The sequence below is a fragment of the Serratia sp. X10 genome (genome assembly GCF_017811775.1).
Classification (GTDB): domain Bacteria; phylum Pseudomonadota; class Gammaproteobacteria; order Enterobacterales; family Enterobacteriaceae; genus Serratia; species Serratia ureilytica.
In genome coordinates this window covers 18,800-45,032 of sequence record NZ_JAEIOH010000004.1, presented here as the reverse complement: position 1 = coordinate 45,032, position 26,233 = coordinate 18,800, and the positions used below count along the sequence as shown (strand labels likewise).

At 62.5% G+C, this 26,233-nt stretch carries 21 protein-coding genes and 1 tRNA gene; 7 read left to right on the top strand and 15 right to left on the bottom strand.

Going from position 1 to position 26,233, the window contains the following annotated elements:
* Positions 1–114: 114 nt before the first annotated feature.
* From J9788_RS14470 to J9788_RS14450, 5 genes are all read left to right on the top strand, one after another.
* Positions 115–1,416: an anaerobic C4-dicarboxylate transporter gene (locus tag J9788_RS14470; RefSeq protein ID WP_094143661.1), complete on the top strand. Its 1,302-nt coding sequence runs from the start codon at positions 115–117 to the stop codon at positions 1,414–1,416.
* 109 nt (positions 1,417–1,525) lie between these two features.
* Positions 1,526–1,849 (top strand): divalent cation tolerance protein CutA, encoded by a 324-nt coding sequence (cutA, locus tag J9788_RS14465; RefSeq protein WP_182265149.1) that lies wholly within the window; start codon positions 1,526–1,528, stop codon positions 1,847–1,849.
* A complete protein-coding gene (locus J9788_RS14460; RefSeq protein WP_182265148.1) occupies positions 1,825–3,549 on the top strand; it encodes a protein-disulfide reductase DsbD in 1,725 nt (574 codons plus the stop codon). The genes cutA and J9788_RS14460 overlap by 25 nt, the downstream gene beginning before the upstream one ends.
* A gap of 39 nt (positions 3,550–3,588) precedes the next feature.
* Positions 3,589–4,164 (top strand): transcriptional regulator, encoded by a 576-nt coding sequence (locus J9788_RS14455; protein WP_004929655.1) that lies wholly within the window; start codon positions 3,589–3,591, stop codon positions 4,162–4,164.
* 160 nt (positions 4,165–4,324) lie between these two features.
* Positions 4,325–4,400, top strand: a tRNA-Phe gene (locus J9788_RS14450).
* A 391-nt stretch (positions 4,401–4,791) separates the two neighbouring features.
* On the opposite strand, the gene J9788_RS14445 is transcribed toward J9788_RS14450, so the two are convergent.
* The 5 genes from J9788_RS14445 to J9788_RS14425 form a co-directional block, all read right to left on the bottom strand.
* Positions 4,792–5,214: a hypothetical protein gene (locus J9788_RS14445; protein WP_227414590.1), complete on the bottom strand. Its 423-nt coding sequence runs from the start codon at positions 5,212–5,214 to the stop codon at positions 4,792–4,794.
* Between the two features lie 119 nt (positions 5,215–5,333).
* A complete protein-coding gene (locus tag J9788_RS14440) occupies positions 5,334–5,840 on the bottom strand; it encodes a YbaK/prolyl-tRNA synthetase associated domain-containing protein (protein WP_182265147.1) in 507 nt (168 codons plus the stop codon).
* A 26-nt stretch (positions 5,841–5,866) separates the two neighbouring features.
* Entirely contained in the window at positions 5,867–6,838 is a 972-nt protein-coding gene (locus J9788_RS14435) for a threo-3-hydroxy-L-aspartate ammonia-lyase (RefSeq protein WP_182265146.1), read from the bottom strand.
* 21 nt (positions 6,839–6,859) lie between these two features.
* A complete protein-coding gene (locus J9788_RS14430) occupies positions 6,860–7,249 on the bottom strand; it encodes a RidA family protein (protein ID WP_046897895.1) in 390 nt (129 codons plus the stop codon).
* Between the two features lie 54 nt (positions 7,250–7,303).
* Complete coding sequence (locus J9788_RS14425) at positions 7,304–8,578, bottom strand: cation:dicarboxylate symporter family transporter (RefSeq protein ID WP_182265145.1); 1,275 nt, start codon at positions 8,576–8,578, stop codon at positions 7,304–7,306.
* 310 nt (positions 8,579–8,888) lie between these two features.
* Here J9788_RS14425 and J9788_RS14420 point away from each other — a divergent pair, with 310 nt between their 5' ends.
* Positions 8,889–9,515 carry a transcriptional regulator gene (locus tag J9788_RS14420; protein WP_004929586.1) on the top strand — a complete coding sequence of 209 codons (627 nt, stop codon included), beginning with the start codon at positions 8,889–8,891 and terminating at the stop codon, positions 9,513–9,515.
* 98 nt (positions 9,516–9,613) lie between these two features.
* Here the strand turns inward: J9788_RS14420 and J9788_RS14415 are convergent, their stop codons facing one another.
* The 9 genes from J9788_RS14415 to fes all read right to left on the bottom strand — a co-directional run bounded on the left by J9788_RS14415 (position 9,614) and on the right by fes (position 22,365).
* Positions 9,614–10,231, bottom strand: coding sequence for a DUF2238 domain-containing protein (locus J9788_RS14415; protein WP_182265144.1), 618 nt, complete (start codon positions 10,229–10,231; stop codon positions 9,614–9,616).
* A 119-nt stretch (positions 10,232–10,350) separates the two neighbouring features.
* Positions 10,351–11,370, bottom strand: coding sequence for a PQQ-binding-like beta-propeller repeat protein (locus tag J9788_RS14410; protein WP_370571443.1), 1,020 nt, complete (start codon positions 11,368–11,370; stop codon positions 10,351–10,353).
* A gap of 106 nt (positions 11,371–11,476) precedes the next feature.
* Positions 11,477–12,337, bottom strand: a complete 861-nt coding sequence (locus tag J9788_RS14405; protein ID WP_004930014.1) for an isochorismatase — start codon at positions 12,335–12,337, stop codon at positions 11,477–11,479.
* 3 nt (positions 12,338–12,340) lie between these two features.
* On the bottom strand, positions 12,341–13,969 hold the full coding sequence (locus tag J9788_RS14400; protein WP_046897891.1) for a (2,3-dihydroxybenzoyl)adenylate synthase: 1,629 nt from the start codon (positions 13,967–13,969) through the stop codon (positions 12,341–12,343).
* Between the two features lie 7 nt (positions 13,970–13,976).
* Positions 13,977–15,182, bottom strand: a complete 1,206-nt coding sequence (locus J9788_RS14395) for an isochorismate synthase (RefSeq protein WP_182265143.1) — start codon at positions 15,180–15,182, stop codon at positions 13,977–13,979.
* Positions 15,183–15,394: 212 nt separating this feature from the next.
* Positions 15,395–16,651: an enterobactin transporter EntS gene (gene entS / locus J9788_RS14390; protein ID WP_182265142.1), complete on the bottom strand. Its 1,257-nt coding sequence runs from the start codon at positions 16,649–16,651 to the stop codon at positions 15,395–15,397.
* A 176-nt stretch (positions 16,652–16,827) separates the two neighbouring features.
* On the bottom strand, positions 16,828–20,772 hold the full coding sequence (locus J9788_RS14385) for an enterobactin synthase subunit F (protein WP_182265141.1): 3,945 nt from the start codon (positions 20,770–20,772) through the stop codon (positions 16,828–16,830).
* A 32-nt stretch (positions 20,773–20,804) separates the two neighbouring features.
* Positions 20,805–21,011, bottom strand: a complete 207-nt coding sequence (locus J9788_RS14380) for an MbtH family protein (protein ID WP_033644173.1) — start codon at positions 21,009–21,011, stop codon at positions 20,805–20,807.
* Positions 20,986–22,365 carry an enterochelin esterase gene (gene fes / locus J9788_RS14375; RefSeq protein ID WP_080273360.1) on the bottom strand — a complete coding sequence of 460 codons (1,380 nt, stop codon included), beginning with the start codon at positions 22,363–22,365 and terminating at the stop codon, positions 20,986–20,988. Before fes ends, J9788_RS14380 begins: the two co-directional genes overlap by 26 nt.
* 282 nt (positions 22,366–22,647) lie before the next feature.
* Between fes and J9788_RS14370 the strand changes: the two genes are divergently transcribed.
* On the top strand, positions 22,648–24,930 hold the full coding sequence (locus J9788_RS14370) for a TonB-dependent siderophore receptor (protein WP_182265140.1): 2,283 nt from the start codon (positions 22,648–22,650) through the stop codon (positions 24,928–24,930).
* 58 nt (positions 24,931–24,988) lie between these two features.
* Here J9788_RS14370 and J9788_RS14365 read toward each other — a convergent pair whose 3' ends face one another.
* Complete coding sequence (locus J9788_RS14365; RefSeq protein ID WP_046897886.1) at positions 24,989–26,221, bottom strand: YncE family protein; 1,233 nt, start codon at positions 26,219–26,221, stop codon at positions 24,989–24,991.
* Positions 26,222–26,233: the final 12 nt, after the last annotated feature.

Below are 26,233 nucleotides of genomic sequence, written 5' to 3'. Positions count from 1 at the left end.
GGTAGCCCTGAAAGGCACGCTAAATCCTCTGGATAGCGTGCCTTTTTACTTTTAGGCGCCCACAAAATTTTAACGTTTGATTTTCAATTTCTCTCATTTTAAGGAGTAAACACTATGCTAGCCGTAGAATTGGTTATCGTTCTGCTGGCCATCTTTTTAGGGGCCAGATTGGGCGGTATCGGTATCGGGTTCGCGGGGGGACTGGGCGTATTGGCGCTGGCGCTGATCGGCGTCAAACCGGGCAACATTCCCTTCGACGTCATCTCCATCATCATGGCGGTGATCGCGGCGATCTCCGCCATGCAGGTCGCCGGGGGGATGGACTACCTGGTGCAACAGACCGAAAAACTGCTGCGCAAGAACCCCAAGCACATCACCATTCTCGCCCCTATCGTCACCTACTTTCTGACCATCTTCGCCGGCACCGGCAATATCTCACTCTCGGCGCTGCCGGTGATCGCCGAGGTGGCGAAAGAACAGGGCATCAAGCCTTGCCGCCCGCTGTCGACCGCCGTGGTCTCCGCCCAGATCGCCATCACCGCCTCGCCAATCTCCGCCGCGGTGGTGTACATGTCTTCGGTGATGGAGGGCCACGGCGTCAGCTACCTGCACCTGCTGATGGTGGTGATCCCGTCCACCTTCTGCGCGGTGCTGGTGATGTCGCTGCTGGTGACCTGGCTGTTCGATTCCAAGCTGTCTAACGATCCGGTGTACCTGAAACGCATGGAAGAAGGCCTGATCACCCTGCGCGGCAACAACGCGCTGGCGATCAAACCGCGCGCCAAAGCCTCGGTGCTGCTGTTCCTGCTCGGCGTGCTGTGCGTGGTGGCCTACGCCATCATCAACAGCCCGGGCCTGGGCCTGGTGGCCAAGCCGCTGATGAACACCACCAACGCCATTCTGATCATCATGCTGAGCGTCGCCACGCTGACCACCCTGCTGTGCCGCGTCGACACCGACATGGTGCTGAACTCCAGCACCTTCAAGGCCGGCATGAGCGCCTGTATCTGTATCCTCGGCGTCGCCTGGCTGGGCGATACTTTCGTCCAGGCCAACATCGATTGGATCAAAGAGACGGCCGGCAGCGTCATTCAGGCGCACCCGTGGTTGCTGGCGGTGATCTTCTTCTTCTGCTCGGCGCTGCTGTACTCGCAGGCCGCCACCGCCAAGGCGCTGATGCCGATGGCGCTGGCGCTGAACGTGTCGCCGCTGACCGCCGTCGCCTCCTTCGCCGCCGTTTCCGGCCTGTTCATCCTGCCGACCTACCCAACATTGGTCGCCGCGGTGCAGATGGACGATACCGGCACCACGCGCATCGGCCGCTTCGTGTTCAACCATCCGTTCTTCATTCCCGGCACCATGGGCGTGATCTTCGCGGTGGTATTCGGCTTCCTGCTCGGCAGCGTCATGCTGTAACGCTTCGACCGGGGCTGCGGCCCCGGTTTTCCTTCTGGCGATAAACTCGCCTTCTAGCCAATCCGCCTTCAGGGTATAGTGCCCATTCGAACCGATGAGAGGGCTGAAGATGTCTGATTGCGAAGCTGTCGTCATACTCTGTACCGCACCCGATGAAGCCAGCGCCCAGGAACTGGCGGCGCGGGTCCTGGGCGATAAGCTGGCGGCCTGCGCCACGCTGCTGCCCGGTGCCACCTCGCTCTATTACTGGGAAGGGAAACTGGAACAGGAATACGAAGTGCAGATGCTGTTCAAAAGCGATCGCCGCCGTCAGCAGGCCCTGCTCGACACCCTGAAACAACATCACCCTTACCAGACGCCTGAGCTGCTGGTCTTGCCGGTGATGGCCGGAGATAAAGACTACCTGTTATGGATCCACGCTTCATTAAACTGATTTTGCTGCTGTGCAGCCTGTGCTTCCTGCCGCAGGCGGCGCAGGCTTCACTGTTCGCGCCGACGGGCGGCAGCCAGTTCGTGCCCGTCGATCGGGCCTTCGCTTTCGATTTCAAACAGCAAGGCAACCAGGTAACGCTGAACTGGCAGATCCGCCCCGGCTATTACCTGTATCGTCAGCAGATCAAACTGGTGCCGCAACAGGCGACGCTCGGCGCCTTTACCCTGCCGGAAGGTTTGAGCCACAAGGACGAGTTCTTCGGCGAAGTGGCGATTTTCAAACAGCAGCTTAATCTGCAGGTGCCGCTGCAACAGGCGGCGGCCAACGCCAGCCTCAGCGTCACCTATCAGGGTTGCGCCGAGGCCGGCTTCTGCTATCCGCCGGAAACCCGGGTGATCCCGTTGGACGCGGTCAGCGCCGCAGCAGCCGCGCCGCTCCCGGCGGCTGCCTCTGAGCCAGCCGAACAATCCGCAACACCGGCCAGCCTGCCGTTCTCGCCGCTGTGGGCATTGCTGATCGGCATCGGTATCGCCTTCACGCCGTGCGTGCTGCCGATGTACCCGCTGATCTCCGGCATCATTCTCGGCCGCGACCGGCCGCAAAGCAGCGGCCGCATTCTGGCGCTGGCGGTGGTTTACGTGCAGGGCATGGCGCTGACCTATACCCTGCTGGGGCTGGTGGTGGCCGCCGCCGGGCTGCAATTCCAGGCGGCGCTGCAGCATCCTTACGTACTGATTGGCCTGTCGGCGCTGTTCATCGCGCTGGCGCTGTCGATGTTCGGCCTCTATTCCCTGCAGCTGCCCTCGGCGCTGCAAACCCGGCTGGCGAACTGGAGCAACACCCAGCGCGGCGGCTCGCTGACCGGCGTGTTCCTGATGGGCGCGCTGGCCGGGCTGATTTGTTCCCCCTGCACCACCGCGCCGCTCAGCGCCATCCTGCTGTATATCGCCCAGAGCGGTAATCTGTGGGCCGGTGGCGGCACGCTGTACCTGTACGCGCTGGGGATGGGCATTCCGCTGGTGATCGTCACCCTGTTCGGCAACCGCCTGCTGCCGCGCAGCGGCCCATGGATGCAGTACGTGAAAGAGGCCTTCGGCTTCGTCATTCTGGCGCTGCCGGTGTTCCTGCTGGAGCGGGTGATCGGCGATCTGTGGGGCATGCGCCTGTGGAGCCTGCTCGGCCTGGCGTTCTTCGGCTGGGCCTTCGCCCTGAGCCTGAGAAGCGCACGCGGCTGGGCGCGCGCCCTGCAACTGCTGCTGCTGGCAGCGGCGGTGATCGCCGCGCGGCCGCTGCAGGACTGGACTTTCGGCGCCGACCAGGCGCAGCAAGCGGCTCAGCCGCACCTGGCCTTTACCCGCATCAACAACGTCGAACAGCTCGATCTCGCGCTGCAACAGGCGCGGGGCAAGCCGGTGATGCTGGATCTGTACGCCGACTGGTGCGTGGCCTGTAAAGAGTTCGAAAAATACACCTTCAGCGACGCCGCGGTGCAGGCAAGCCTGGCCAACGCGGTGCTGCTGCAGGCGGATGTGACCGTCAACGGTGCGGAACAGGCGGCGCTGCTGAAGCACCTGCAGGTGCTGGGGCTGCCGACGATCCTGTTCTTCGATCCGGCAGGCCGCGAGCTGACGGCCGAGCGGGTCACCGGTTTTATGAAGGCGGAAGCCTTCAACGCGCATTTGCAGAAAGTGATGCGATAACTGACACTGAAGATCGGAAGCGAATGGGAGGAAGCACAAGTGCAACGTGAACACGTCCTTGATACCGCGCTGGGCCTGTTGGAACAACAGGGCCTGGCGACCGCCACATTAGAGATGCTGGCGGAAAAACTCGACGTTCAGCCCGGCGATCTCAAACGGTTCTGGCCGGATCGCGAAGCGCTGCTGTACGACTGCCTGCGCTACCACGGCCAACAGATTGACACCTGGCGCCGCCAGCTGCTGCTGGACGAAAGCCTGAGCCCGCAGCAAAAACTGCTGGCGCGCTATGACGTGCTGGCGGAATACGTGCAGCAAGACCGCTACCCCGGCTGCCTGTTTATCGCCGCCTGCAGCTTCTTCCCGGAAACGGATCACCCGATCCACCAACTGGCGGAGCAGCAAAAGCTGACTTCGCTGGAGCTGACCCGCGAACTGCTGCGCGACATGGACGCCGACGACGCCGACATGGTGGCGCAGCAAATGGAGCTGATTCAGGAAGGTTGCCTGAGCAAACTGCTGGTAAAACGCCAGCTCCAGGACGTATCGGTCGCCAAACGGCTGGCGGAAGACATCTTGCAGGTGGCGCAATGCCGCCGTAACGGGGCGCTGAGCTGAATCGGCAGGGTCGGCGGTGCAGCCAACCCAAGGTGCGCTCCCCGGCAGGCGCATTTTTTGCGCCCTTTGCCTGAAAAGCCAGCAACCGGAGGCATTTTCGCGTATTTCACGCATAAAGCCGTTGACGGCTTTCGGCCAATACGGTTTAATGCTGCCCGTTGCCCGGATAGCTCAGTCGGTAGAGCAGGGGATTGAAAATCCCCGTGTCCTTGGTTCGATTCCGAGTCCGGGCACCATATTTAGAGAACCCAGCCTATGGCTGGGTTTTTGCTTTTCAGGGACAGGACTCTCCATCGAACTGCGTTCGATTATTCGGCCAAGGGCCTCACCCTGCGGGCCAGCGCTGAAGCGCTGTTCAACGCGGCGCCAGCGCCGGTTGTCCGAGTCCGGGCACCATATTCAGAAGAACCCGCCTATGCGGGTTTTTCGCTTTCTGGGGTACGGACTCTCCATCGAACTGCGTTCGATTATTCGGCCAGAGGCCTCACCCTGCGGGCCAGCGCTGAAGCGCTGTTCAACGCGGCGCCAGCGCCGGTTGTCCGAGTCCGGGCACCATCTTCAGAAGAACCCGCCTATGGCGGGTTTTTCGCTTTCTGGGATACGGACTCTCCATCGAACTGCGTTCGATTATTCGGTCTTCCGCTTCCTCGGTGGGATCAGCCCAATCAGCGCCAGCACACAGGATTTGGCGGCCAGCACCAGATTGAGATGCCCGGGGAAAGCGACGTTGATGAACCAAAAGGCCAGGAAGATCGCCAGAGAAACCGGCCAGGCGAGCACGAAGAACCGGGTATCGCATAACCGCTGGGCGCAAAACAGCAGCGTCAGCACGATCGCCAACACCCCGAAAGGAAGATACAGAATCAGCCTCAGATAAGAGGCGATGACATCGGCGAACGAAACGTTATTGATGACGGAAATCGTCAATTTCTGAAAGAATAATGCGTCGTTGTTATAGAGCTCTAAAAGATTTAACCACGCAAAGCTGAACCCTATCGTTAACGACATCCATACTGCGTATTCTTTGCGGGATAGGGGATTGGTGATCAAACTCAGTCTCTCGTTCAGCCAGCGGTTCCGAACAAAGGATATAGCATAAAAACGCTGAACCGACGGTAAACGGCAGTTCAGCGTTGTTGTTCAACTCGTCTGAACAGCCCCTCTTTTTCTCACTCCTCCATCGTCTCCGTACGCGCGAAATGAATAAACTCAGGCGCCGCAATACGCAGATAATCCTGCGCATTGAGCACCACGGAGCGTTGCAGATCGCCGGCGTTAAACGCAATTTCATCGTAGCGCTCAAACAGCTCCGGATCGGCGACCAGTCTGAGCTGCGGGTGGAAGCTGAACGGCGGGATCGCCCCCGGCACGCAGGCCGTCAGGGTCGTGATTTCCGCCGGGCTGACCAACGACGCCTTTTTACCGCCCAACTCGGACGCCAACCGCTGCAGATCCGCCTGACGGTCTGCCGCCAGCACCGCCAAAATGTAATGCTTGGTTCCGTCGATGCGCGTTTGGCACACCAGTGCCTTGGCGCCCTGCCCCTGTTCGGTGCCGCGCAATGCCGCTACCGCTTCGCAGCGCCCCTCCGCCGGATGTTCTATCACCCGGAATGCGGCCTCTCCGGCGCTCAGCAGCGCCACGACCTGCTCAAATACCGTCTTGTCTGTCACCATGGTTCTCTCTCGTCATCCGCCTGTTTCTATTGACCTGCCAGCAACTCGCCGTAGCGGCGAATGTCGACGTTGCCACCGCTGATGATCACACCGACGCGTTTTCCCCGCAGCATCGATTTCTGCGCGCAGGCGGCGGCAAACCCCAGGCAGCCGGTTGGCTCCACCACCATTTTCATCCGTTCGGCGAAAAAGCGCATAGCGGTAATCAGCTCATCGTCGGTCACCGTCAGAATGTCGTCAACGTCGCGACGGATCATCGGGAAAGTATATTGGCCCAGGTGCTGCGTCTGCGCGCCATCGGCGAGGGTCTGCGGCGTCTCAATGTGAACGATGCGGCCGGTGCGGAAGGATTGCTGCCCGTCATTGCCCGCCAAAGGCTCTACGCCATAGACTCGGCAACCCGGCGACAGCCGACGCGCGGCGAGCGCAGAACCGGCCAGCAACCCGCCGCCGCCCAGACAAACGAACAGCGCGTCCAGTTCGCCGACCTCGTCGAACAGCTCTTTAGCCGCGCTGCCCTGCCCGGCGATCACCTGCGGATGATCGTAAGGCGGGATCAGCGTTAATCCCTGTTGCTGCGCCAGATCCCGGCCGATCTGCTCGCGATCCTCATGATAACGGTTGTACTCCACCACTGTGCCGCCATAGCCGCGCGTCGCAGCCACTTTGGCCGCCGGCGCGTCGTGCGGCATGACGATCGTGGCGGGAATGTCGAGCAGCCTGGCGGCCAGCGCGATCGCCTGCGCATGATTACCGGAAGAAAAGGCCACTACTCCGGCCTTGCGCTGCGCCGGAGAAAACTGCAGCAAGGCATTCATCGCACCGCGAAATTTAAAGGCGCCCATGCGCTGCAGGTTCTCGCATTTGAAAAATACGCTGGCGCCGAAATCGTCGTCAACCGTGCGTGAAGTCTGCACCGGCGTGCGGTGAGCATAATCCTTGATACGCGCGGCAGCGGCGGCCACGTCGTCATAAACGGGTAAAATCAAATCGGTCATAGCGTTACCTGTCAGTAAGGGTTAAAGGGCGGCCAACGCGACAGCTTCCACTTCCACGGCGGCGCCATAATGCAGTTGCGATACGCCGGCCACCGCGCGCGCAGGGCGAAACTCGCCGATCCATTCGGCATACAGCGCATTGAAGGTCGGCCACAAATCGATATCCGTCAGATAGACGCGGACTTGAACCAGCTGCGCGCGGCCGACGCCAGCCCCTGCCAGGCAGGCATCCAGATTGTCCAGCACCTGACGGACTTGCCGCGCGAAAGGTTCGTCGGCAAGGCTCTCACCGGAAAAGGCGATCGGCAATTGGCCAGAGATATAGACCGTCCCATTGGCCGTGCAGCTGGGCGAATAATGACCGGCGGGAGGAAAGCCGCCGGCGGCGTTGTAAACCACATCATGCTTCATATTTAATCCTTGCACAGGTTCGAAAAGCCCTGCGGCAACCGCGCAGGGCGGCATTCAGACGGGTTTGCGCACGGCAGCTTCAGGCAGCCTCGCCTGAAAACCCACGCGCTCTTTCTGCCAGTAAGAAATCGCCATGGTCGCCACGCCGTTGCCGGCCACGTTGGTCAACGTACGCATGGTATCCATCAAGCGATCCACGCCGAGAATCAGCGCCAGCCCCTCCATCGGTATCTCTGGAAACATCAACAGCGAAGCGGACAGCGTGACGAAAGCGCCGCCCGTCACGCCGGCTACGCCTTTCGAGGTCAGCAGAAACACCATCAATAGACCGGCCTGTTGCGCCAGGCTCAGCTCCAAACCGGCGGCCTGAGCGATAAACAGCGCCGCTAACGTCATGTAGATTGAAGAGCCGTCCAGATTCAAGGAGTAACCGGTCGGCACGACAAAACCGACGGTGGCTTTACTGCAGCCGGCCAATTCAAGTTTTTTCATCAGGCCCGGCAAAGCGGCTTCCGATGAGGTGGTGGTAAAGGCGATGATCAGCTCTTCCCTGATGAGTTTTAAGAAACCGAACAGGCTAAAACGGGTCAACCAGGCCACCACGGAAAACACCACCACAATGAGGAACAGACACCCCAGATAGACCAGCCCCACCAATTTCATCACCGGCATCAGCGCGCCAATGCCGTATTTGCCCAGCATGAACGCCGCCGCGCCAAATACGCCAACGGGCGCCAGTTTGAGGATGATATTGACCACTTTGAAGGTGGCGTCGGTAAACAGATTCACCAAATCAACCACCGGTTTGCTTTTATCGCCCATCGCGTACAGCGCATAGCCAAACAGCAGAGCCACCAACAAGATTTGCAGCATGACGCCGCCGGCCAACGCATCAACCACCGTTTTCGGGATGATGCTCATCACGAAATCCACGCCTTGCAGGGGCTCCGCCGGTTTAAGCGCCGTGGCAGCATCAACATGCAAGGCCAGCCCCTTGCCCGGCTCAAACAGATTGCCCATCACCAGGCCGATCAGCAGTGCCAACGTGCTGACCGCTTCGAAATAACAGACCGAGATCATGCCCAGGCGACCAACGCCGGCACCGCGTTTAACCTGCGCAAAACCGGCCACCACGGTAAGAAACACAATCAGGCCGGCCACCATTTTGATCAGCTTGACGAAGGCCGCCGCCAGCGGATTGAGCTGAGCGCCAATTTGCGGCCACAACAGGCCCAGCGCGCCACCGGCCGCCAGCCCTACCACTAACTGAAAGGTCAGCGTGGAGTAAAAAGGTTTTCGTGCAGAACCGACGACTGAAGTTGCAGACATTGTTGTTCTCCATGCCCTTGCGGGCCGTTGAAACTAGCGCTGAAAAACCCCGGTGTGTGCGATACGGCTTTTAACGCACGAACATTGTCATACTCAAAACAAATAATCTAAAATTAGAAAATAAGTCCAATAATGATGTTATATACCTGCGCGACAGTCAAATGCCAAGCGGGAAGTGCAGAATTGGGAGCAGGATCATTTTTAGTGTCGCCAGGCGCCAGATGAAAACCGCCGTGCGCCGCACTTGTGGTATGTTCTTCATCTGGCTCGAAATGAGCCAACGCCGCCAAGAGAGTGATCGGAGTGCCCTATGCCTGAAGTGCCGGAAAATTTACTGTTATCCCAGTTGAATGTGATTGCCGAGGGGCTGAGCGCCACCTTCGCGCCGTTTTGCGAAGTGGTGGTTCACGATCTGCAAAATCCCGAACACGCCATTTTGGCGATCCACAACAACCTGTCCGGACGAGAAGTCGGCCAAGCGGCGACGGAACTTGGCCTGGCTCGCATCGCTTCGGCGGAGTTTCCCAGCGTGATCGCCAACTACGGCAACCAGTTCGCCGACGGTCGCCCGGCGAAAAGCACCTCGATCGGCATCAAGAATGCACAGGGTGACTACGTCGCCGCACTCTGTTTGAACGTTGATATGACGCTGTTCCGCGGCATGCAAAGCGCGCTGGCGCAGTTCACGCAAACGGCGGCCGGCGCGGTGACGGAACACCTGGAGCCCAGCGGCGCGGAGGCCATCCGCAACCGTATCGATCGCTTCGCCGCACGCCACGCCACCACGCCGCGCGCGCTGAAAACGCCGGAGAGAAAGCGGTTGATTCAAGAACTGAGGGAGCAAGGTCTGCTCGAGGTGAAAAAGGCGATGGAAATCGTGGCACAGCACCTTGGCGTTTCCCGCGCTTCGGTGTATCTCTATGCGAAAGAAGAGTGAAAAGGCGGCGCCTTTCAGCCCCGCCTGGTTACTTTACGTTTTTTTCATAGAAAACCCGCCATACGGCGGGCTATTGCTATGTGATCATTTGAGGTTTATCAGCCTAAGCGAACGATTTGCCGATCCTGCCAGCGCCCAAACAGCAACAGGCCGCACATCGCCCCGAGCAGCGCGCAGAACATGTCGGACTGGGTGTCCCACGGGTCGCCCTGGGTGCCGAGAAACTCGTCGGCGCCCTGGCCCAGCGCCAGCGCCGCCCACCATTCGATCAGCTCATACAGGGCGCTGATCGCCAGCGCGATGCAGCACACCACGAAGCCCAGCATCTTGCGCCCCTGTACATAGCCGCCGCGCAGCAGGATCTCGCGCGCCGCCAGCGCCGGCACCAGCCCCTGGAAGAAATGCCCCAGTTTGTCGTACGGGTTGCGGCCAAGACCCAGCCACTGCTGCACCTCAAACCCCAGCGGCACGCGGGCGTAGCTGTACATGCCGCCGAAAATCAGAATCAGCGCGTGGAAGAAAATCAGCGTATAGAGCAGCGGCGTCAGCGGGTAACGGCGATGGGTCAGCCACAGCAGCGGCAAAACAATCAAGACCGGCGCCACCTCCATCAACCAGGTGGTGCGATCGTAAGGGCTGATGCCGCTGTGGATCAGCGCGGCCAGCAGCAGCAGAGTGATAACGGACAACAACCGCGGTGTGCGTGAGGCAGGCATAACCAACGTTCCTTCGGATAATAAGGCAATCCACACTTTATACCGCAGATCGCACGGCAAAAAAAAACAGGCGGAGCGTCGCCGCTTCGCCTGTTCGAGGAGGGTTATTCTGCGCGGGATTACTTCAGCGCGACGCGGATCACGTCGTCCGGCGCGGTCGCCTCTTTTTCGCGGCTGGAAGCCTGTTTGACGCTGACGTACAGCGTCTGGCCATCCGGTGACAGCGCCAGGCTGTTCGGATGGGTCGGCGTCTTAATGGTGTTCAGCACCTTGTAGCTCTTGGCGTCAATCACGCTCACTTCGCCCGCCTGGCGGTGGGTGACGTAAACTTCATTGCGCGCCGGGTTGAACAGCACCGCCAGCGATTCCGGCACCTCGATCTTGCTCAGGATGTTGCCGTTGCGGGTATCCACCACCAGCACCTGCGGCTGCTTGGAATCGGTGATGAAGGCGCGGTGAGTGGCGGTATCCAGGCTGATGTTCAGGAAGAAGTGCTCTTTAGACTCATCCAGCTTCTTGCGCGACAGCACCTTGTTGCTCTGGGTATCGATGGTCACCAGCTCGCCGTCGGCGTTGGTGACGAACAGGCGCTTGGCGGCGGCGTCCAGCGCCAGACCGGTGCCGTATTTGCCGGTGTCGGCCACGGTGGCGCGCAGGGTCAGATCCTTGCCGTCCACCACCCACACCACGCTGGAATCCCCCAGCCCGGTGATGTACAGCGTGTCGCTGTCGGCATCCGCCACCAGCTCGCGCGGCGCCAGCGGCTTGACGGTTTCGGAGCGCTGGCGCGCGTCCAGCACCAGGCGGCCTTTCACGTCACCGGTTTTGGCGTCGATGGCGGTTACCGAGTTATTGACGGTGTTGCCGAAGAACAGCGTACCGCTCTTGGCGTTGATGGCGGCGCCAAACGGCTTGATGTCGTTATGAATAATCTGGGTCACGTCCAGCGTGGTTGGATCCAGGCGGTAGACGATGCCGCCCTTATCCAGCTTGCGGCTCTGCGAGGTCGCCAGGTAGAGCGCGTTTTCGCTCGGGCTGTAGGCCATTTCATAAGCGCCTTTGCCGACCGGTTTGCGCAGCACGTCCGGCGCGGTCTGCGCCTGCAAGGTGTTGGAGAACAGCAGCGTAGACAGCAGCATCAGCGGGAATGCTGCACGTTTTCCCTTGGTGATCAAAGCATTCATCGAGATTTCCTTATAGAGCTAACGGGGCGACCGCGCGGCCGCCCTCTTTTCATTATTAAAATCAGGCTTTCTCTTCGGAAAGCAGCGCCCACCAGCTGTCGATGGTCGGGTTGCGCGCCAGCGCGATAAAGTCGATATCGCCGCGGATCTTGCGCCAGCGGGTCGCCAGCTCCATGATGCGCACCGAATCCAGACCGTAATCGATCAGGTTTTCATCGTTGCCCATGTCTTCGCTGTCTTCATCCAGCAGCGGCAGGATCTGCTGACGCAACGCGTCGATGCTGGCGATGCCGGCCGCCGGCAGCAGAGACGCGGTGGTCACCACCCGGCCGCAGCGGCCGGCGGTGTAGCGCAGCGCCATCAGGTGCTCGTCACGCGAGAAGTCCGCCAGGCCGTCGGCCACCATGAACGGCTGGATATTGCGCATGAAGGCGTCGATGGCGGTGGTCAGGCAGCCGATGTGCGCATACACGCCGCAGATGATCAGCTGATCGCGGCCGGACTCCTGCAGGATCTCCTGCAGCGGCGAGCGGTGGAAAGCGCTGTAGCGCCATTTCACCAGCACCGTGTCGTCTTCGTCCGGCGCCAGCGCGGCGGTCACCGCCTGCTGCTCAGGGTGCTTGTTCAGGCCCGGCCCCCACATGTCGTTCAACAGCGCGCGATCTTCATCGCTCTGCTGGTTCGGCTGCGCGGTATAGAACACCGGAATGCCCTGCTGTTTGCAGTAGCGACGCAGGTTGGCGATGTTCTCCACCACCTGTTTGATCAGCGCGCTGTCTTCGCCCCAGAAATTGAGGAAATACTGCTGCATATCGTGGATCAGCAGCGCGGCGCGCTGCGGTTCTACCTGCCAGGTGACTTTATTTTGCGGCAGTTCGTCCGCCGTCGGCAGCGCGTAATCATTAAGTTTTGGAATGGCCATCAATTAATCTCCCTGAGCCTGAGTCTGTAGTTGCGCGTCGAGCTGCTGGCGCAGCCGTTTTTTGTCCACTTTGCCGACCGGAGTCAGCGGCAGGCTGTCCACCTGAATAAAGCGATCCGGCAGTTTGAAGTCCGCCACGCCCTGTTCGCGCAGGTGGCGACGCAGCACTACCGGCTTCAGCGGCGCGTTGGCGATGATATAGGCGCAGCTCTTCTCCCCCATCAGTGCGTCCGGCATCGATACCAGCGCGGCGTTGATCACGTCCGAATGACGCAGCAGCAGGTTCTCGATCTCCTCGGCGGCGATCTTCTCTCCGCCGCGGTTGATCTGGTCTTTTTGCCGCCCCTGCACGGTGATGTAACCGTCTTCGCTAATGCTGATCAGATCGCCGGAGCAGTAGAAACCGTCGGCGTCGAAGGCGTCGGCGTTGTGCGCCGGGCTCTGGTAGTAACCGCGAAAGGTGTAAGGCCCGCGCGTCATCAACCGCCCGATCTCACCCGCCGGCAACGGATTGCCGTCGTCGTCCGCCACCCACACTTCGTCGTCCGGCGACATCGGCCGCCCTTGCGTCGTCAGGATGTGGCGTTCGTCGTCGTCCAGCCGGGTGTAGTTCACCAGCCCTTCCGCCATGCCGAACACCTGCTGCAGTTGGCAGCCGATTTCGTTCTGAATGCGCGCCGCCAGCGTTTCGCCCAGCTTGGCGCCGCCCACCTGCAGCAGTTTCAGGCTGGCGAGCTGGGCATTGCCGCCCCACTCTTCGATCGCCTGCAGCCACAGCGTGACCGCCGGCGGCACCAGCGCCGTCACGTTGATTTGATGCTGTTCGATCAGGCGGAAGCACTGCGCGGCGTCCGGATCGGCGGCGAACACCACCAGTCCGGCGCCATAAAACACGCCCAGCACGCCCGGCGAACTCATCGGGTAGTTGTGCGCCACCGGCAGCGCGCACAGATAGCGGGTCTGCGCGTCGAAACGGCAGATCTCCACGCTGCGGCGAATGCTGTAGTAGTAATCGTTGTGGGTGCGCGGGATCAGCTTCGGCGTGCCGGTGCTGCCGCCGGAAAGCTGGAAGAACGCCACCCGATCGGCCGCGGAAGGCTGCGCGACGAAACCGTCGCTCGCTTCGTCCAGCCAGGCGGCCAGCGCCAGCTCGCCCTCGGCCTGGCTGCGCAGCGCCACGACGCGCAGCGAAGGATGCGCATCGCGGAAGGCGTTCAGGAATTGATCGTCGGCAAACAGCGCGTGCTGGCGATCGGCGATCAGCAGCGCCGGTTTGATCTGCTCGGCATAGGCGTTCAGCTCACTGCGCTGATGGCTGAACAGCGCGTTTACTGGCGCCACGCCAATTTTCAGCAGCGCGAAGAACACGATATAGAACTCCGCCACGTTGCCCAGCTGCACCAGCGCGGTGTCGCCGGATTTTACGCCGCGGCGCAGCAAAGCGGCCGCCAGGCGATCGGAGCGCTGCTGCAGCTCGCGGTAGGTCAGGCTGCCCTGGGCGTCGATAATCGCCGGAGCGTCGTTGTTGGCCTGGCGGTCGAGGATCTCGGTCAGCGGCTTGTCAATCCAATAGCCGCGCTCGCGATAGCGGCTGGCGAACTCCGCCGGCCAGGGGGTAAAGGCAATGCTCATCTTGTCGTTATCCTTGATTCATACCAAAGGCACGCAGAATGGTGCTGAGTTTGGTACCTGTTTCATGCCATTCAGATTCGGGTGAAGAGTCTTCCACGATGCCGGCGCCGGCGAACAGCCGTACCCGGTTGCCGTCAACGGTGCCACAGCGGATAGTCACTACCCACTCGCCGTTGCCTTCGTCGTCGCACCAGCCGACGATGCCGCCGAACAGGCCGCGATCGAACGGCTCCAGCTTGCCGATCAGGGCGTGCGCCTGGGCCGTCGGCATGCCGCACAGCGCCGGCGTCGGGTGCAACAGGCAAGCCAGCGACAGGGCGTTTTCGTCCGGAGATGCCGCCTCGCCGTCGATCGGCGTGGAGAGATGCCACAGCGTGGTGGTGGTCAGCAGTTCAGGGGTGTGCGGCACGTTCAGATAGCGGCAGCGGCCGGCCAACACGTCGCGCATGCTTTCAGTGACGATGCGGTGCTCGTGGCGATCTTTCGCCGAGGCCATCAGCCGCTCCCCCACTTCGCGATCGCGCTGCGGATCGGCCTCGCGCCGGGCGGAACCGGCCAGCGGGTTGGAATAGAAACGGCCGCCGTCCTGGCGCAGCAGCAACTCCGGGCTGGCGCCCAACAGCGCGCCCTGCTCCAGCGGCACATGGAAGTGGAAACCGTGCGGGTTCTGGGCGATCACGCGCGCCATCAGCGCATGGCGATCCACCGGCTGGCGCGTTTCGATCTCCAGCAGGCGCGACAAGACCACTTTATCCAGCTCACCGGCCTTCATCGCGGCAACGGCGTCGCTGACCATGTTCATGAACGTCTGCTGCGGCGGCAGCTCTGTCACCCCGGCCAGTTCAGGCCCGTCCGCCGAAGGCCGAACGCCGGCCATAAAGGCGGCGCGATCGAACCAACGGCTCTGCTGCGGAATAAACAGCGCCGAAGGCTGCCGGGTATCGAACGGGATGGCGCCGCACAGCAGCGGCTTTTTGATGCCGGCCTGACGGGCCTCGGCAAACGCCTGCCGTACGCTGCGCTGGAACTCACCGTTCAGATTGGCGCCGTCTGCGGCCGGCAGGCGAATGCGGCTGAAACAACCGGTGGTGGTCAAGCTGCGGTAAGGGGAGGTAAAGAAGAAGCCCGACGCCGGAGAAAAATCAGCGGCGAACCGGTGTTCTTCGCGCTCCTGCATTTCCTTTCGATTGATGTCGTTCACGGCAGTAACCATCGCTTCGCCCTCAAGAATTTGAAGTGATAACCAATATAATAATGATTATCATTTGAGTTGATTCCGCGCTAAATTACTCGCCGATATTTGCTATGTCAATAAACGTAAGCACTTCTTTCATTTCGAAATCATGACATAAACGCTGTGGGTTTTACGCATGCCGATGATAAGCATTGCTATTTGATCCCACAGCGTTGTTTTAACGCGTTCGACTACTTTTCTGTGGCGGGCTGCGGCTCCGGTTTGTGCAGCGTAACCTGGCGCAAACCGGTCATGGCGAACAGCAACAGGATGCCGAGCAGCGCCGCGCCAAAGCCGAAACCGCTGGCGCTCATCGCCGGCAGCATAAAGGCGCCCATCGCCCCCAGCAGCAACGCGCCCAGCGCATCGCCCACCACGTTCTGCGCCGTCCACAGGCCGTTGATGCGGCCAAGGAAATTGTCCGGCGTCAGGCTCTGGATCAGGCCGTATTGCAGCAACGAGTTCAGCGCGCTCAGGTAGCCGAACGCCACCAGGCACAGCAACGCCAGGCTGTACCACGGCATCAGGCCGAACAGGCCGATGGCGGCAAACGCCGCGATCGCCGTCAGCAGCATCACCCAACCGGGGCGCGCCACGTGCGCCACGCGCCCGCTGGTGAACGCACCGATCGCCGCGCCGAGCGGCACGGCGGCGTACATATAACCGAGGTGGGCTGCGTCGATGCGCCAGCTTTCCGCCATCGCCGGGTACAACACGCGCACCGCACTGGCCATGGTCAGCAACGCGCCGATCAGCGCCACCATGCCGATCACCTTGTTCTGAAACAGGAAGGCGAAACCGCCCGCCAGCGCGCGCAGCGGATGTTCCCGCGGCTGCGGCGGCGGCATCAACTGCGGCAGGCTCAGCAGCGGCAGCAACGTCAGCAAGGTGCCGAACGCCGCCAGGCCGTAGTTCCAGGCGATGCCCATATGGGCGATCACCAGGCCGCCGATGGCCGGGGAAAGAATCGAGCCGAAGCGCACCGTCAGCATGCTGATGGCGCCCGCCTGCACGATGTTTTCGCGGCCCACCAGCGCCGGCGTGGCCGCCAGCAGCGCCGTCACCCCCACTGCGCCGAAGAAACCGTCCCACACCGCCAGCAGATAAATGGCCGCCAGCGAAGGTGACGGCAACAGGGCGTTGAGGCACAGGCCGACGAACCCGATGCCGCAAGTGGAGCGCGCGAACAGGATCAACCGGCGCCGCTCATAGCGATCGGCCAATACGCCGCCCATCAGCAGCCCGGCGAACATACCGCTGCCGGCCAGCGTCACCGCCAACCCGACCTGCAGGGTGGAACCGGTCAGCGCCTGGATCTGCACCGGGATGGCGATCGCCATCAGCCCCAGCGCCACAATGGAGATGAAACGCGCGCAGAATACCGCGCGAAAGGCCCGGTGGGTTTTCAGCAGGCTAAAATCAAGCAGGATGGAGGGTTTGCTACTCATCGGTTGTTCACCACATCTTTAAACGGGGATTCTGCAGTTGCGGAGCGCTATGCTAGCACAGATAACGAAATCAATAATGATAATAGAAATCATTGATATTCAATTGTGAGCGGACGCAAGAAACGCCGCCAAACGCGGGGCAATCCCCGTGCCTGGCGGCGAGATGACGGGCGTCATTACAGCGTGCGCAAAATCCGGTTCAGCAGCGGCCCCAGCACTTTGAACGACGCCGGCGAAACGATATCGACGTGCGCGCAGTCGAGCTCGTGCGCCTGCAGCGCATCGACGTACTGCGACCAGGTCTGCTGCACGTCCATCCCTGCCTGCAACGTGCGTTTGGCGACGAATAGCGTCGCCTGGCCGTGGAAGCGGGCGGTCCGCGTGTGCGACAGCAACCGCACCGAATCGGCGTAGTTGGCTTCGATGTTGTCGAACATCATGGTGCGCGTCTCGCCCAGCGCCGGATCGAGCGTATCCTGCGACACCGCCAGGAACTGTTCGCGCTCGCGCTGCACTTCCTTCAACACGTTGTCGTCCAGCATCACGTCCCAGTTTTGGGTCTCCGGCGGATAGGTATCCAGCAGGCCGAGAAACGCCACCTGCTCGCCGCGCGCCTGCAGCCGGGCGGCGATGCCCTGGGCCAGCGTGCCGCCGAGCGAATAACCGATGAAGTGGTACGGCCCGTGCGGCTGCACCTGCAGCACCGTCTGCAGGTGCGCCTCCACCACCTGGTCCATGTCTTCGCTCAGCGCCAGCGGGCCGTCCGGCCTCGGCGACTGGATGCCGACCAGCGACCAGTGCTGATCGAGATAGCGCGGCAATACGCTGAACTGCCAGGAGAAACCGGACGCCGGATGCAGACAGAACAGCGTCGGCCCCTCGGTGACGCGCAGCGGCAATACGCTGTCGAAGCCACTGCGATCGGCCTCTTCCTGCGTGCGATCTTCCGCCAGCAAGGCGGCCAGTTGCTCGACGCGCGACGCCACCATCACCTGGCCGACGGACACCGCCTTGCCCAGATCGCGGCGCAGCTCCGCCGCCAGGCGCATCGCCAACAGCGAATGGCCGCCCAGCGCGAAGAAATCGTCGTCGGCGAACACCTGCTCGCGCTGCAGCAGGCGGGCAAATACCGCGGCGATCTCACTTTCCAACCCGGCCTGCGGCGGCCGCCCCGCCTTGCGCTCGCCGCCCTGCGGCTGCGGCAGAGCCTTGCGATCCAGCTTGCCGTTGGCGCTCAGCGGCAAATCGCTCATTTCCACCAACGCCACCGGCACCATGTGCGGCGGCAGACGGTCGGCCAGCGCCGCGCGCAGGGCTTCCGCATCCCAGCTCGCGCCGGATTGCATCACCAGATAGCCCACCAGCTGGCGCGCATCGCCGCCGGCGTCCACCGGCGTGCCCTGCAGCACCAACGCGTGCGTCACCGCCTGGCGCACGCCCGGCAGCGACAGCAGGGCGTGGTCGATTTCACTCAGCTCGATACGCTGCCCGCGGATCTTCAGCTGATCGTCGCTGCGGCCCAAATATTCCACCGCGCCGTCCGGCAGCCAGCGCGCCACGTCGCCGGTGCGGTACATGCGCCCGCCCTCGCCGAACGGATCGGCAACAAAGCGGCTGGCGGTCAGATCCGGCCGGCCAAGGTAGCCGTGCGCCAACTGAACGCCGGTCAGATACAGATCGCCCGCCACGCCCGGCGGCACCGGCCGCAGGCGCGCGTCCAGAATGCGCAGCCCGGTGTTCCACACCGGCAGGCCAATCGGCACGTTGGCGCCGGTCACCTTCGCCAGCGCCTCGCCGTAGGCCGGATGCCAGGTCACGTCCACCGCCGCTTCGGTCGGGCCGTAGAGGTTGTGCAGCGGCACCGCCGTGCGGCTTTGCCACAGGCGGCACAGCTCCGCCGGCAACGCTTCGCCGCTGCAGAACACCTGACGCAACGCGGCGCAGCTCGCCACCGCTGCGTCGTCGTCCAGGGCAGCGACGAAGGCCGCCAGCATCGACGGCACGAAGTGCAGCGTAGTAATGCGGTGTTGTGCGATCAACTGTTGCAGCTGCTGCGGATCGCGGTGCGCCTCCGGCGGCGCCATCACCAGCCGGGCGCCGACCATCAATGGCCAGAAGAATTCCCACACCGAGACGTCGAAACTGCATGGCGTTTTCTGCAGCACCGCGTCGTCCGCCCCCAGCGGATACTGGTGTTGCATCCACAGCAGGCGGTTGACGATCGCCTGATGGCCGACCAGCACGCCTTTCGGGCGCCCGGTGGAGCCGGAGGTAAAGATGATATAGGCCGCATGGTCCGGCGTCGGGCCCGCGATCGCCACCCCGGCGGCGTGATCCGCCGCCAGCGGCGCGTCATACAGCAAGATTTCGCCCTTGTCGGCGAAACGCGCCTGCTGCGCCGGGTGAGTGATGATCAAGCGGGGCGCGGCGTCTTCCAGCATCATCGCCAGCCGCTCGTTCGGATAACCGGTGTCCAGCGGCAGGTAGGCGGCGCCCGCTTCGACGATCGCCATCAACGCCAGCGACAGGAACACCGAGCGCGGCAGCGCCACCGCCACGATGTCGCCCGGCCGCACGCCCTGCGCCACCAGCTGGCGCGCCAGCGCCGTGACCTGCTCGCGCGTTTCGCGGTAGGTGAAGCTGAAATGCGCATCCGCCAACGCCGGCGCGTCCGGCGTGGCTTGCGCCTGCTGCGCCAGCAATTGGCTCAGCGTGGTCGCCGGCACCGGATGCGCCGTGTCGTTGATCCGCGCCAGCAGCGCGCGATCGTCGGCGGTCAGCATATCGGCCTCGCCGATCGGCAACGTTGCCTGCGCGGCGAACTGCGCCAGCAGCAGCGGCAACCGCTGCAGATGCGCCAGCAGTTCCTGACGGCTGTAACGCTCGGCATTGGCCAGCAGCTCCACCTTCAATTGGTGGTGTTCATCGATAAACAGCGCAATCTCCAGATCGCGCACCGGCCCGGAGGCCAGATCGTGGGTAATGCCCTCGATGCCGGCGAAATCCAGCTGGTAATCGAACATTTTGAAGTTGAAGACCGTGCCGTACAGCGGTTCGCCGTCGCCGATGCGCCCCAGATCGCGCTGCACCTGTTCGGCGTCGTAGCGCTGATGGCGGCGCACCGTTTTCAGCTCGCGGCTGATGCGGGCGGCGGCCTCATACAGCGTGGCCTGCGGCTCGAGATGCATCTCCATCGGCAGCACGTTGATCACCGGGCCGGCGGCGCACAGGGCGGCCGAGCCGGTACGGCGCATGAAGATAAAACCGGCGCTGAAGCTCGGTTGGCCGCTCAGACGCGACACCCACAGCGCCACCAACGCCACCGCCATATCGGCGGCGTTCAGCTTCTGCTGCGCGCCACGCTGCACCAGTTCGGCGAAGGCCTGCGGATCGCAGCGCTGTTCCAGCCGGTGGATGCGCGGCGTGGGCGTTTGCCCGGCCAGCGGCTGCGGGCAGATCGTGGCCGGCGGCGGCAGCTGCCGCGCTTTTTCGCGCCAGAAATCGGCGTCGCGTTGCCAGGCCGGCGCCTGCCGGTAAGCCTGGTATTCCGCCACCACGTCGCTGAACGCCGTGAAAGGCGTCGGTTCCAGCGCGTCGCCGCGGCAAAGATGGGTATAAATCGCCGCCACGCGGCGAGCGATGGCGGTGAAGCTGAAACCGTCCACCAGCAGATGGTGATAGCGCTGATACCAGAACCAGCGATCGTCCGCCAGGCGCATCACCACATGGCGATACAGCGGTGCGCCGCTGCCGGCGCGCAGATCGCTCGCCAGATCGATGTCCATCAGCGCGCGAGCGGCGGCTTCGGGATCTGGCGACGTCGTCAGATCGACAAGTTCCGGCGCGTGCACCGCCAGTGAGTCATCCAGCCATTGCACCGGCACGCCGTCGCGTTCCGCAAAACGCAGCCGCAGCATGTCCACCTCGCCGAGACCCTGGGTGATGGCCTGCAGCAGGGGCTCCACGGCGACGGGGCCGTTGAGTTCGATGGCATGCGCCACCGCGTAAGCATTGCGATGCGGAGAGATTTGATCGGCGACCCAGATGCCGGGTTGCGCCGCGACCAGCGGCCATTCGCCCGCAAGCGCCGGGCCGCTGAGAGAGTTAGGGGTGTGTGACACTGCTTATTGCTCCCGTGATTACCAGGCGCCGGTCACGCCTTGCGTGCTGCGACCGGCAGAATATCTTGCCAATGCTGTTCCAGCCACTCGGCGCACTCGGTGCGCGCCGCCGGGCCAAATACGATCGTCCAATCGGGTGGAATGGCGCGGAAATCCGGCCACAAACTGTATTGTTGTTGTACGTTGCGCAGCACCAGGCTGCGCTGCTGTTGATCATCGAACGGATTCAGGCTTTCCATCCTGCGTTCCTTGTGCCGCCGTCGTTACCGATGCCGGATAAGCGGTGGCGAAAGCGGAAGCCCACACCGCCTGCAGCCCGTCGGTCAGGCCGCTGCGCCAGCACAGCGCGTCGTGCCCGCCTTCCACCACCCGGTAGTGCACCCGATGGCCGGCTTCGCTCAGGCGCGCCGCCATTTGCCCGCTGACCTGATGCACCAGCTTTTCCTGCGTACCGGCTTCCATAAATACCTTCAGCGCGCCGTGGTTGCCCAGGCCGTGGCGTTCGACCTGTTGCATCAGCCAGCAGGCGTCGTCGGGAATGCTCGGCAGCTGCAGCATGTCGCGCCGCGGCCACCAATAGGAGCCGGACTGGGTGATCACCGCGCCGAAACGCTGCGGCCAGCGCAGCCCGGCGTACAGAGAGGCCAGGCCACCAAAGCTTTGCCCCGCCACCACCGTCTCGGCCGGATTGTCGCTGTGCGGCGCCCATTCGGCCAGTTGCGGCATCAGTTCTTCCTGCACCGCCAGCCAGAAATCGTCCTTGCAGGTCAGCTCACGCGCCCGGTGCGGCAGATCGATAATGTCGATCAGCACATACACCGCTTCCGGCAACGCCCCCTCGCGGGTCAGTTGCATCAACGGCGCCCAGACCGGCATTTGCTTCGCCCAGAACTGGCCGTCGAGCAGGATCGCGAGCGGGCGTTCGGCCGGCTTGCTGTCGCCGGTGGTGTAGATCCAGACATCGCGGCTGTTGCCCAGACGCTCGCTCTGCCAGGTATGGCGCTGCAAACGCGCCGGCAGCGGCGGCGTGCAGCGCCCGCTGGCGATCTCATACTCATCGAACGAGCGCCACACCGGCTGCGGCGGCGCATCCGGCATGTGCAGACCGGAAACGCTGTGGCCGCTGGCGCTTTGCCAGGAGCGATAGGGGTTGAGCAGATCGGGAGTGGCGCAGGCGAACACCTGGTGCCACCAGTGACGCAGGTTGTGCATGTTGGCGTGCGCGTCGTCGTCGCTGAACGCCGGCGGCCGCTCGTCAAAACAAGGAATAAAGCAGTAGCTGCCGCGCCAGGCGCCGTTCAGCTCGGTCTGCCAGTACCATACGTCGGTACCGGCCAAACGCAGCAGGCTTTGCGGCGGATTCGGCTGATGGTGGTCGGTCAGGCAGTTGATGTTGATCCACACCCGGCGGTAGGCGGAAGTCAATTCGCATCCCTGCGGATCGCGCCAGAAAAAGGTGGTTCGCCACCGGCCGTTACCCGCCGGTTCTACCCATGGCGTACCGCGTCGTGCCACCGTCAACCACCACCCTGGACTGCCCGCATTACTGCTGGCCAATAATCTGCTGCTTTCTGACTCTAGTTCTGTATTCACAACGCCTACCCATTTTGTAGTTGGCGGCACCGGGAACGTCGACTTTTCCCTATCGCCGGCCACCGCCCGAACACACTGTAGGCCAAATACTATTGATAATAATTTGCATTTGCAATAGTGTGTAAGGCTTGGAGATCGTGCTGGTATTGCGCGCAACGGACAGGGAGCGGGGATACATCAATGGCATCCCTTGCCGCAGCCGATTTTCTATTCCGACTACACAAAAACTACAACCGCCTTTCCCCCATTCGGCGAGGGAGGGCAGCAAGGTAGGACACTCAAATGAAAAGCAAGCTATCACGTTATTCTTTGGCCACTCTTATCGGCTTGGGATTGGGCGCGTCCGCGTTCGCCAACGCCGCGCAGCAGACCGACACCCCCACCACGGAAGAAAACAGCGGCGCAGCGGATAAAAAGCCGCGCGGCGAAGACACCATCGTCGTGACCGCCGCCCGGCAGAACCTGCAGGCGCCGGGGGTATCCACTATCACCGCCGACGAGATCAAGAAACGTCCGCCGGCGCGCGACATCAGCGAGCTGATCCGCACCATGCCCGGGGTTAACCTGACCGGCAACTCCACCAGCGGCCAGCGCGGCAACAACCGCCAGATCGATATCCGCGGCATGGGCCCGGAAAACACCCTGATTCTGATCGACGGCAAACCGGCCTCCAGCCGCAACTCGGTACGTCAGGGCTGGCGCGGCGAACGCGACTCACGCGGCGATACCGCCTGGGTGCCGCCGGAAATGATCGAACGCATCGAAGTGCTGCGCGGCCCGGCTGCGGCGCGCTATGGCAACGGCGCCGCGGGCGGCGTGGTCAACATCATCACCAAGAAGGCCGGCGATGCGCTGCACGGCTCGCTGAACGGCTACTTCGACGTGCCGCAGCACAAGCAGGAAGGCGCCACCAAGCGCACCGACTTCAGCCTGTCCGGGCCGCTGAGCGATTCCCTGAGCTTCCGCCTGTTCGGCGGCTACAGCAAAACGCAGGCCGATGCCTGGGACATTAACGAATCGCACAAATCCGAACGCGTCGGCGCCTACGCCAACAGCGTGCCCGCTGGCCGCGAAGGGGTGGTCGATAAAAACATCGACGCCCTGCTGCACTGGGATTTCGCTCATCTGCAGTCGCTGGAGTTCGAATACGCCTATGGCCGCCAGGGCAACCTGTACGCCGGCGATACTCAGAACACCAACACCAACGCCCTGGTGCAGAGCAACTACGGCAAAGAGACCAACCGCATCTACCGTGAAACCTTCGGCCTGACCCACCGCGGCGCCTGGGACAACGGCGTGAGCACCAACAACTACGTGCAGTTCGAACGCACCCGCAATACCCGCCTGAACGAAGGCTTGGCCGGCGGTACCGAAGGCATCTTCGATACCAAGAACACTGGTTTCGGCACTACCAAGCTGGATGACTTCCTGGCGCACAGCGAAGTCAGCGTGCCGTTCGAGCTGGGCGTCGCGCAAACCGCTACGCTGGGTACCGAGTGGAGCCAACAACGCATGAAGGACGGCACCTCCACCAGCCAAACGCTGATGGGCGGCACCATTCCCGGCATGACGACCGGTACGCGCAGCCCTTACGCTTCCGCGCATATTTTCTCGCTGTTCGCCGAAGACAATATCGAGCTGACCGACACCACCATGCTGACGCCGGGGCTGCGTTACGATCTGCACTCCGAATCCGGCAACAACTGGAGCCCGGCGCTGAACCTGTCGCAGGAACTGGGCGACTACTTCACGCTGAAGATGGGCATCGCCCGTTCCTACAAGGCGCCGACCCTGTTCCAGACCAACGGCAACTATCTGCTGTACAGCAAAGGCCAGGGATGCGCCGGTAGCGATACCAGAAACGGCTGCTACCTGCTCGGCAACGACGATCTGAAGGCGGAAACCAGCGTCAACAAAGAGATCGGGTTGGAGTTCCATAACGACGGCTGGTTGGCCGGCGTGACCTACTTCCGCAACGATTACCACAACAAGATTGAAGCGGGTAACTCCCGCATCGCCACCAGCAGCACCGGCACGGCGGTCTATCAGTGGGAAAACGTGCCTAAGGCGGTGGTGCAAGGGCTGGAAGGCTCGTTGAACGTGCCGGTCAGCGAGACCGTCACCTGGAGCAACAACGCCACCTACATGATCGAGAACAAGAACAAGACCACCGGCGATTACCTGTCGGTGATCCCGAAGTTCACCGTCAACTCGACCCTCAGCTGGCAGGCCACGCAGGATCTGTCGATGCAGTCCACCCTGACCTGGTACGGCCGGCAGAAGCCGAAGAAGTACAACTACCAGGGTAAACCGGCCACCGGCGGCGAAACCCGCGAGGTTAGCCCTTACGCCGTCGTCGGCGCCAGCGCGACCTATGATCTGACCAAAAACGTCAGCCTCACCGCCGGCATCGACAACCTGTTCGACAAGCGACAGTTCCGCGCCGGCAACGCGCAGAACGTCGGCGACCCGAACACTGGCGCGATCAACATCGCCGGTGCGGGCGCGGCCACCTACAACGAACCGGGCCGCACCTACTACATGAGCATCAACACCCACTTCTGATGACATGAACCAACGACAAAGGGGTGCTCAGCACCCCTTTTTTTATCTTTCCATTCAGTTATTTGGTGTGTAGCTGAATGCGCACCACGCTTTCGGCTTTGCCGGCCTTGGTGGCAGCGCCGTCGTTTTTCACCGTTACGAACAGCGCATCGCCTTTCGGATCCAACGCCAGGCTGTTAGGGTGCGGCGGCAGGTCCACGGTTTGCAGACGCTTGAGGGTCTTGGCGTCGAACACCGTCAGCGTCCCGGCGCCGTGATCCACGCGCACGCCCTTGCGGTTGGCGACATACAGCCGCTGGCTGCGCTCGTCGAGCAGCAGACCGATCGGCACTTCATCCGTCAGTTCGCTGGCCAGCACCTTGCCGCTGTCCGCATCCAGCGCGAACACTCGGTGGCCGCTGCTGCGCTTCACGTAGTCGCGCCCCAGATGATGGTTGCGGTAGTCGTCGCGGTCGATGCCCTGATCGACGCCCAACAGGCGGTTGCTCGCCGGGTCATACACCAGGTTCAGCAACTGATCGGCCTGCACCTCGTGCGTGGCGGCGATCGCCAGCGTGTCGGCGTTCAGGGTGATCACCTGCCCCTGCATGTTGGAGACGAACACCCTGCGGCCCTTCTCATCCAGCGTGATGCCCACCGCGTTGTAACCGAAGCCCGGGATCACTTTCTCCAGCTTGCCGGCCTTGGTATCGACCACGTACAGCACGCTGTCGACGCCGAAGCCCAGCCCCGGCAGGAACAGGCGGCCGCTTTGCGCGTCATACTTGAGCTCGCGGAGGCGGTACAGGTAGTCCTCAGTGATCTTGAACTTCTTCAGCTCCGCCAGCAGGAAATCCAGGCGCTTGCCGCTGATGCCCGCCTGTTTGTAGGCCTGCTCCAGCACCGCTTTGTCCAGCAGCTTGATGCTGCCGAGCGCATGGTTGGTGGTGGTGTCTACCACCCCGACTTCGCCGTTGAAGGCCTGCGTCAGGTACAGGCGATTGCCCGCATCGTTCAGCGCCACGCCGAAGCCTTTCACCTTCAGCGGGATCTCCGCCTTGATCGCCAGGGTGTTGGGATCCAGCCGCAGCACGCGAGAGCGCGCCTCTTCCTTCCAGTCCGGCGCGCTGACGAACAGCGCCTGCTGCGAGGTGCTGTAGGCCATCTCCACCACCGCCGACGACAGCGTCTGGCGCTTGATGTCCTGCGGTTTGATGCCGGCATCGTCCGCCTGCGCGGCGCCGGCGACCACCAGAGAGGCCGCCACCAGCAGCGACAGTAACGCGCGCGGGGTTGCTAGGGTTCCAGACATCCTTTTATCTCC

Coding starts and splice junctions, on each gene's coding strand:
- J9788_RS14470 (WP_094143661.1), top strand. CDS start 115: ATGCTAGCCGTAGAATTGGTTATCGTTCTGCTGGCCATCTTTTTAGGG.
- cutA (WP_182265149.1), top strand. CDS start 1,526: ATGTCTGATTGCGAAGCTGTCGTCATACTCTGTACCGCACCCGATGAA.
- J9788_RS14460 (WP_182265148.1), top strand. CDS start 1,825: ATGGATCCACGCTTCATTAAACTGATTTTGCTGCTGTGCAGCCTGTGC.
- J9788_RS14440 (WP_182265147.1), bottom strand. CDS start 5,840: ATGGTGACAGACAAGACGGTATTTGAGCAGGTCGTGGCGCTGCTGAGC.
- J9788_RS14435 (WP_182265146.1), bottom strand. CDS start 6,838: ATGACCGATTTGATTTTACCCGTTTATGACGACGTGGCCGCCGCTGCC.
- J9788_RS14430 (WP_046897895.1), bottom strand. CDS start 7,249: ATGAAGCATGATGTGGTTTACAACGCCGCCGGCGGCTTTCCTCCCGCC.
- J9788_RS14425 (WP_182265145.1), bottom strand. CDS start 8,578: ATGTCTGCAACTTCAGTCGTCGGTTCTGCACGAAAACCTTTTTACTCC.
- J9788_RS14420 (WP_004929586.1), top strand. CDS start 8,889: ATGCCTGAAGTGCCGGAAAATTTACTGTTATCCCAGTTGAATGTGATT.
- J9788_RS14415 (WP_182265144.1), bottom strand. CDS start 10,231: ATGCCTGCCTCACGCACACCGCGGTTGTTGTCCGTTATCACTCTGCTG.
- J9788_RS14410 (WP_370571443.1), bottom strand. CDS start 11,370: ATGCTGCTGTCTACGCTGCTGTTCTCCAACACCTTGCAGGCGCAGACC.
- J9788_RS14405 (WP_004930014.1), bottom strand. CDS start 12,337: ATGGCCATTCCAAAACTTAATGATTACGCGCTGCCGACGGCGGACGAA.
- J9788_RS14400 (WP_046897891.1), bottom strand. CDS start 13,969: ATGAGCATTGCCTTTACCCCCTGGCCGGCGGAGTTCGCCAGCCGCTAT.
- J9788_RS14395 (WP_182265143.1), bottom strand. CDS start 15,182: ATGGTTACTGCCGTGAACGACATCAATCGAAAGGAAATGCAGGAGCGC.
- entS (WP_182265142.1), bottom strand. CDS start 16,651: ATGAGTAGCAAACCCTCCATCCTGCTTGATTTTAGCCTGCTGAAAACC.
- J9788_RS14380 (WP_033644173.1), bottom strand. CDS start 21,011: ATGGAAAGCCTGAATCCGTTCGATGATCAACAGCAGCGCAGCCTGGTG.
- J9788_RS14370 (WP_182265140.1), top strand. CDS start 22,648: ATGAAAAGCAAGCTATCACGTTATTCTTTGGCCACTCTTATCGGCTTG.
- J9788_RS14365 (WP_046897886.1), bottom strand. CDS start 26,221: ATGTCTGGAACCCTAGCAACCCCGCGCGCGTTACTGTCGCTGCTGGTG.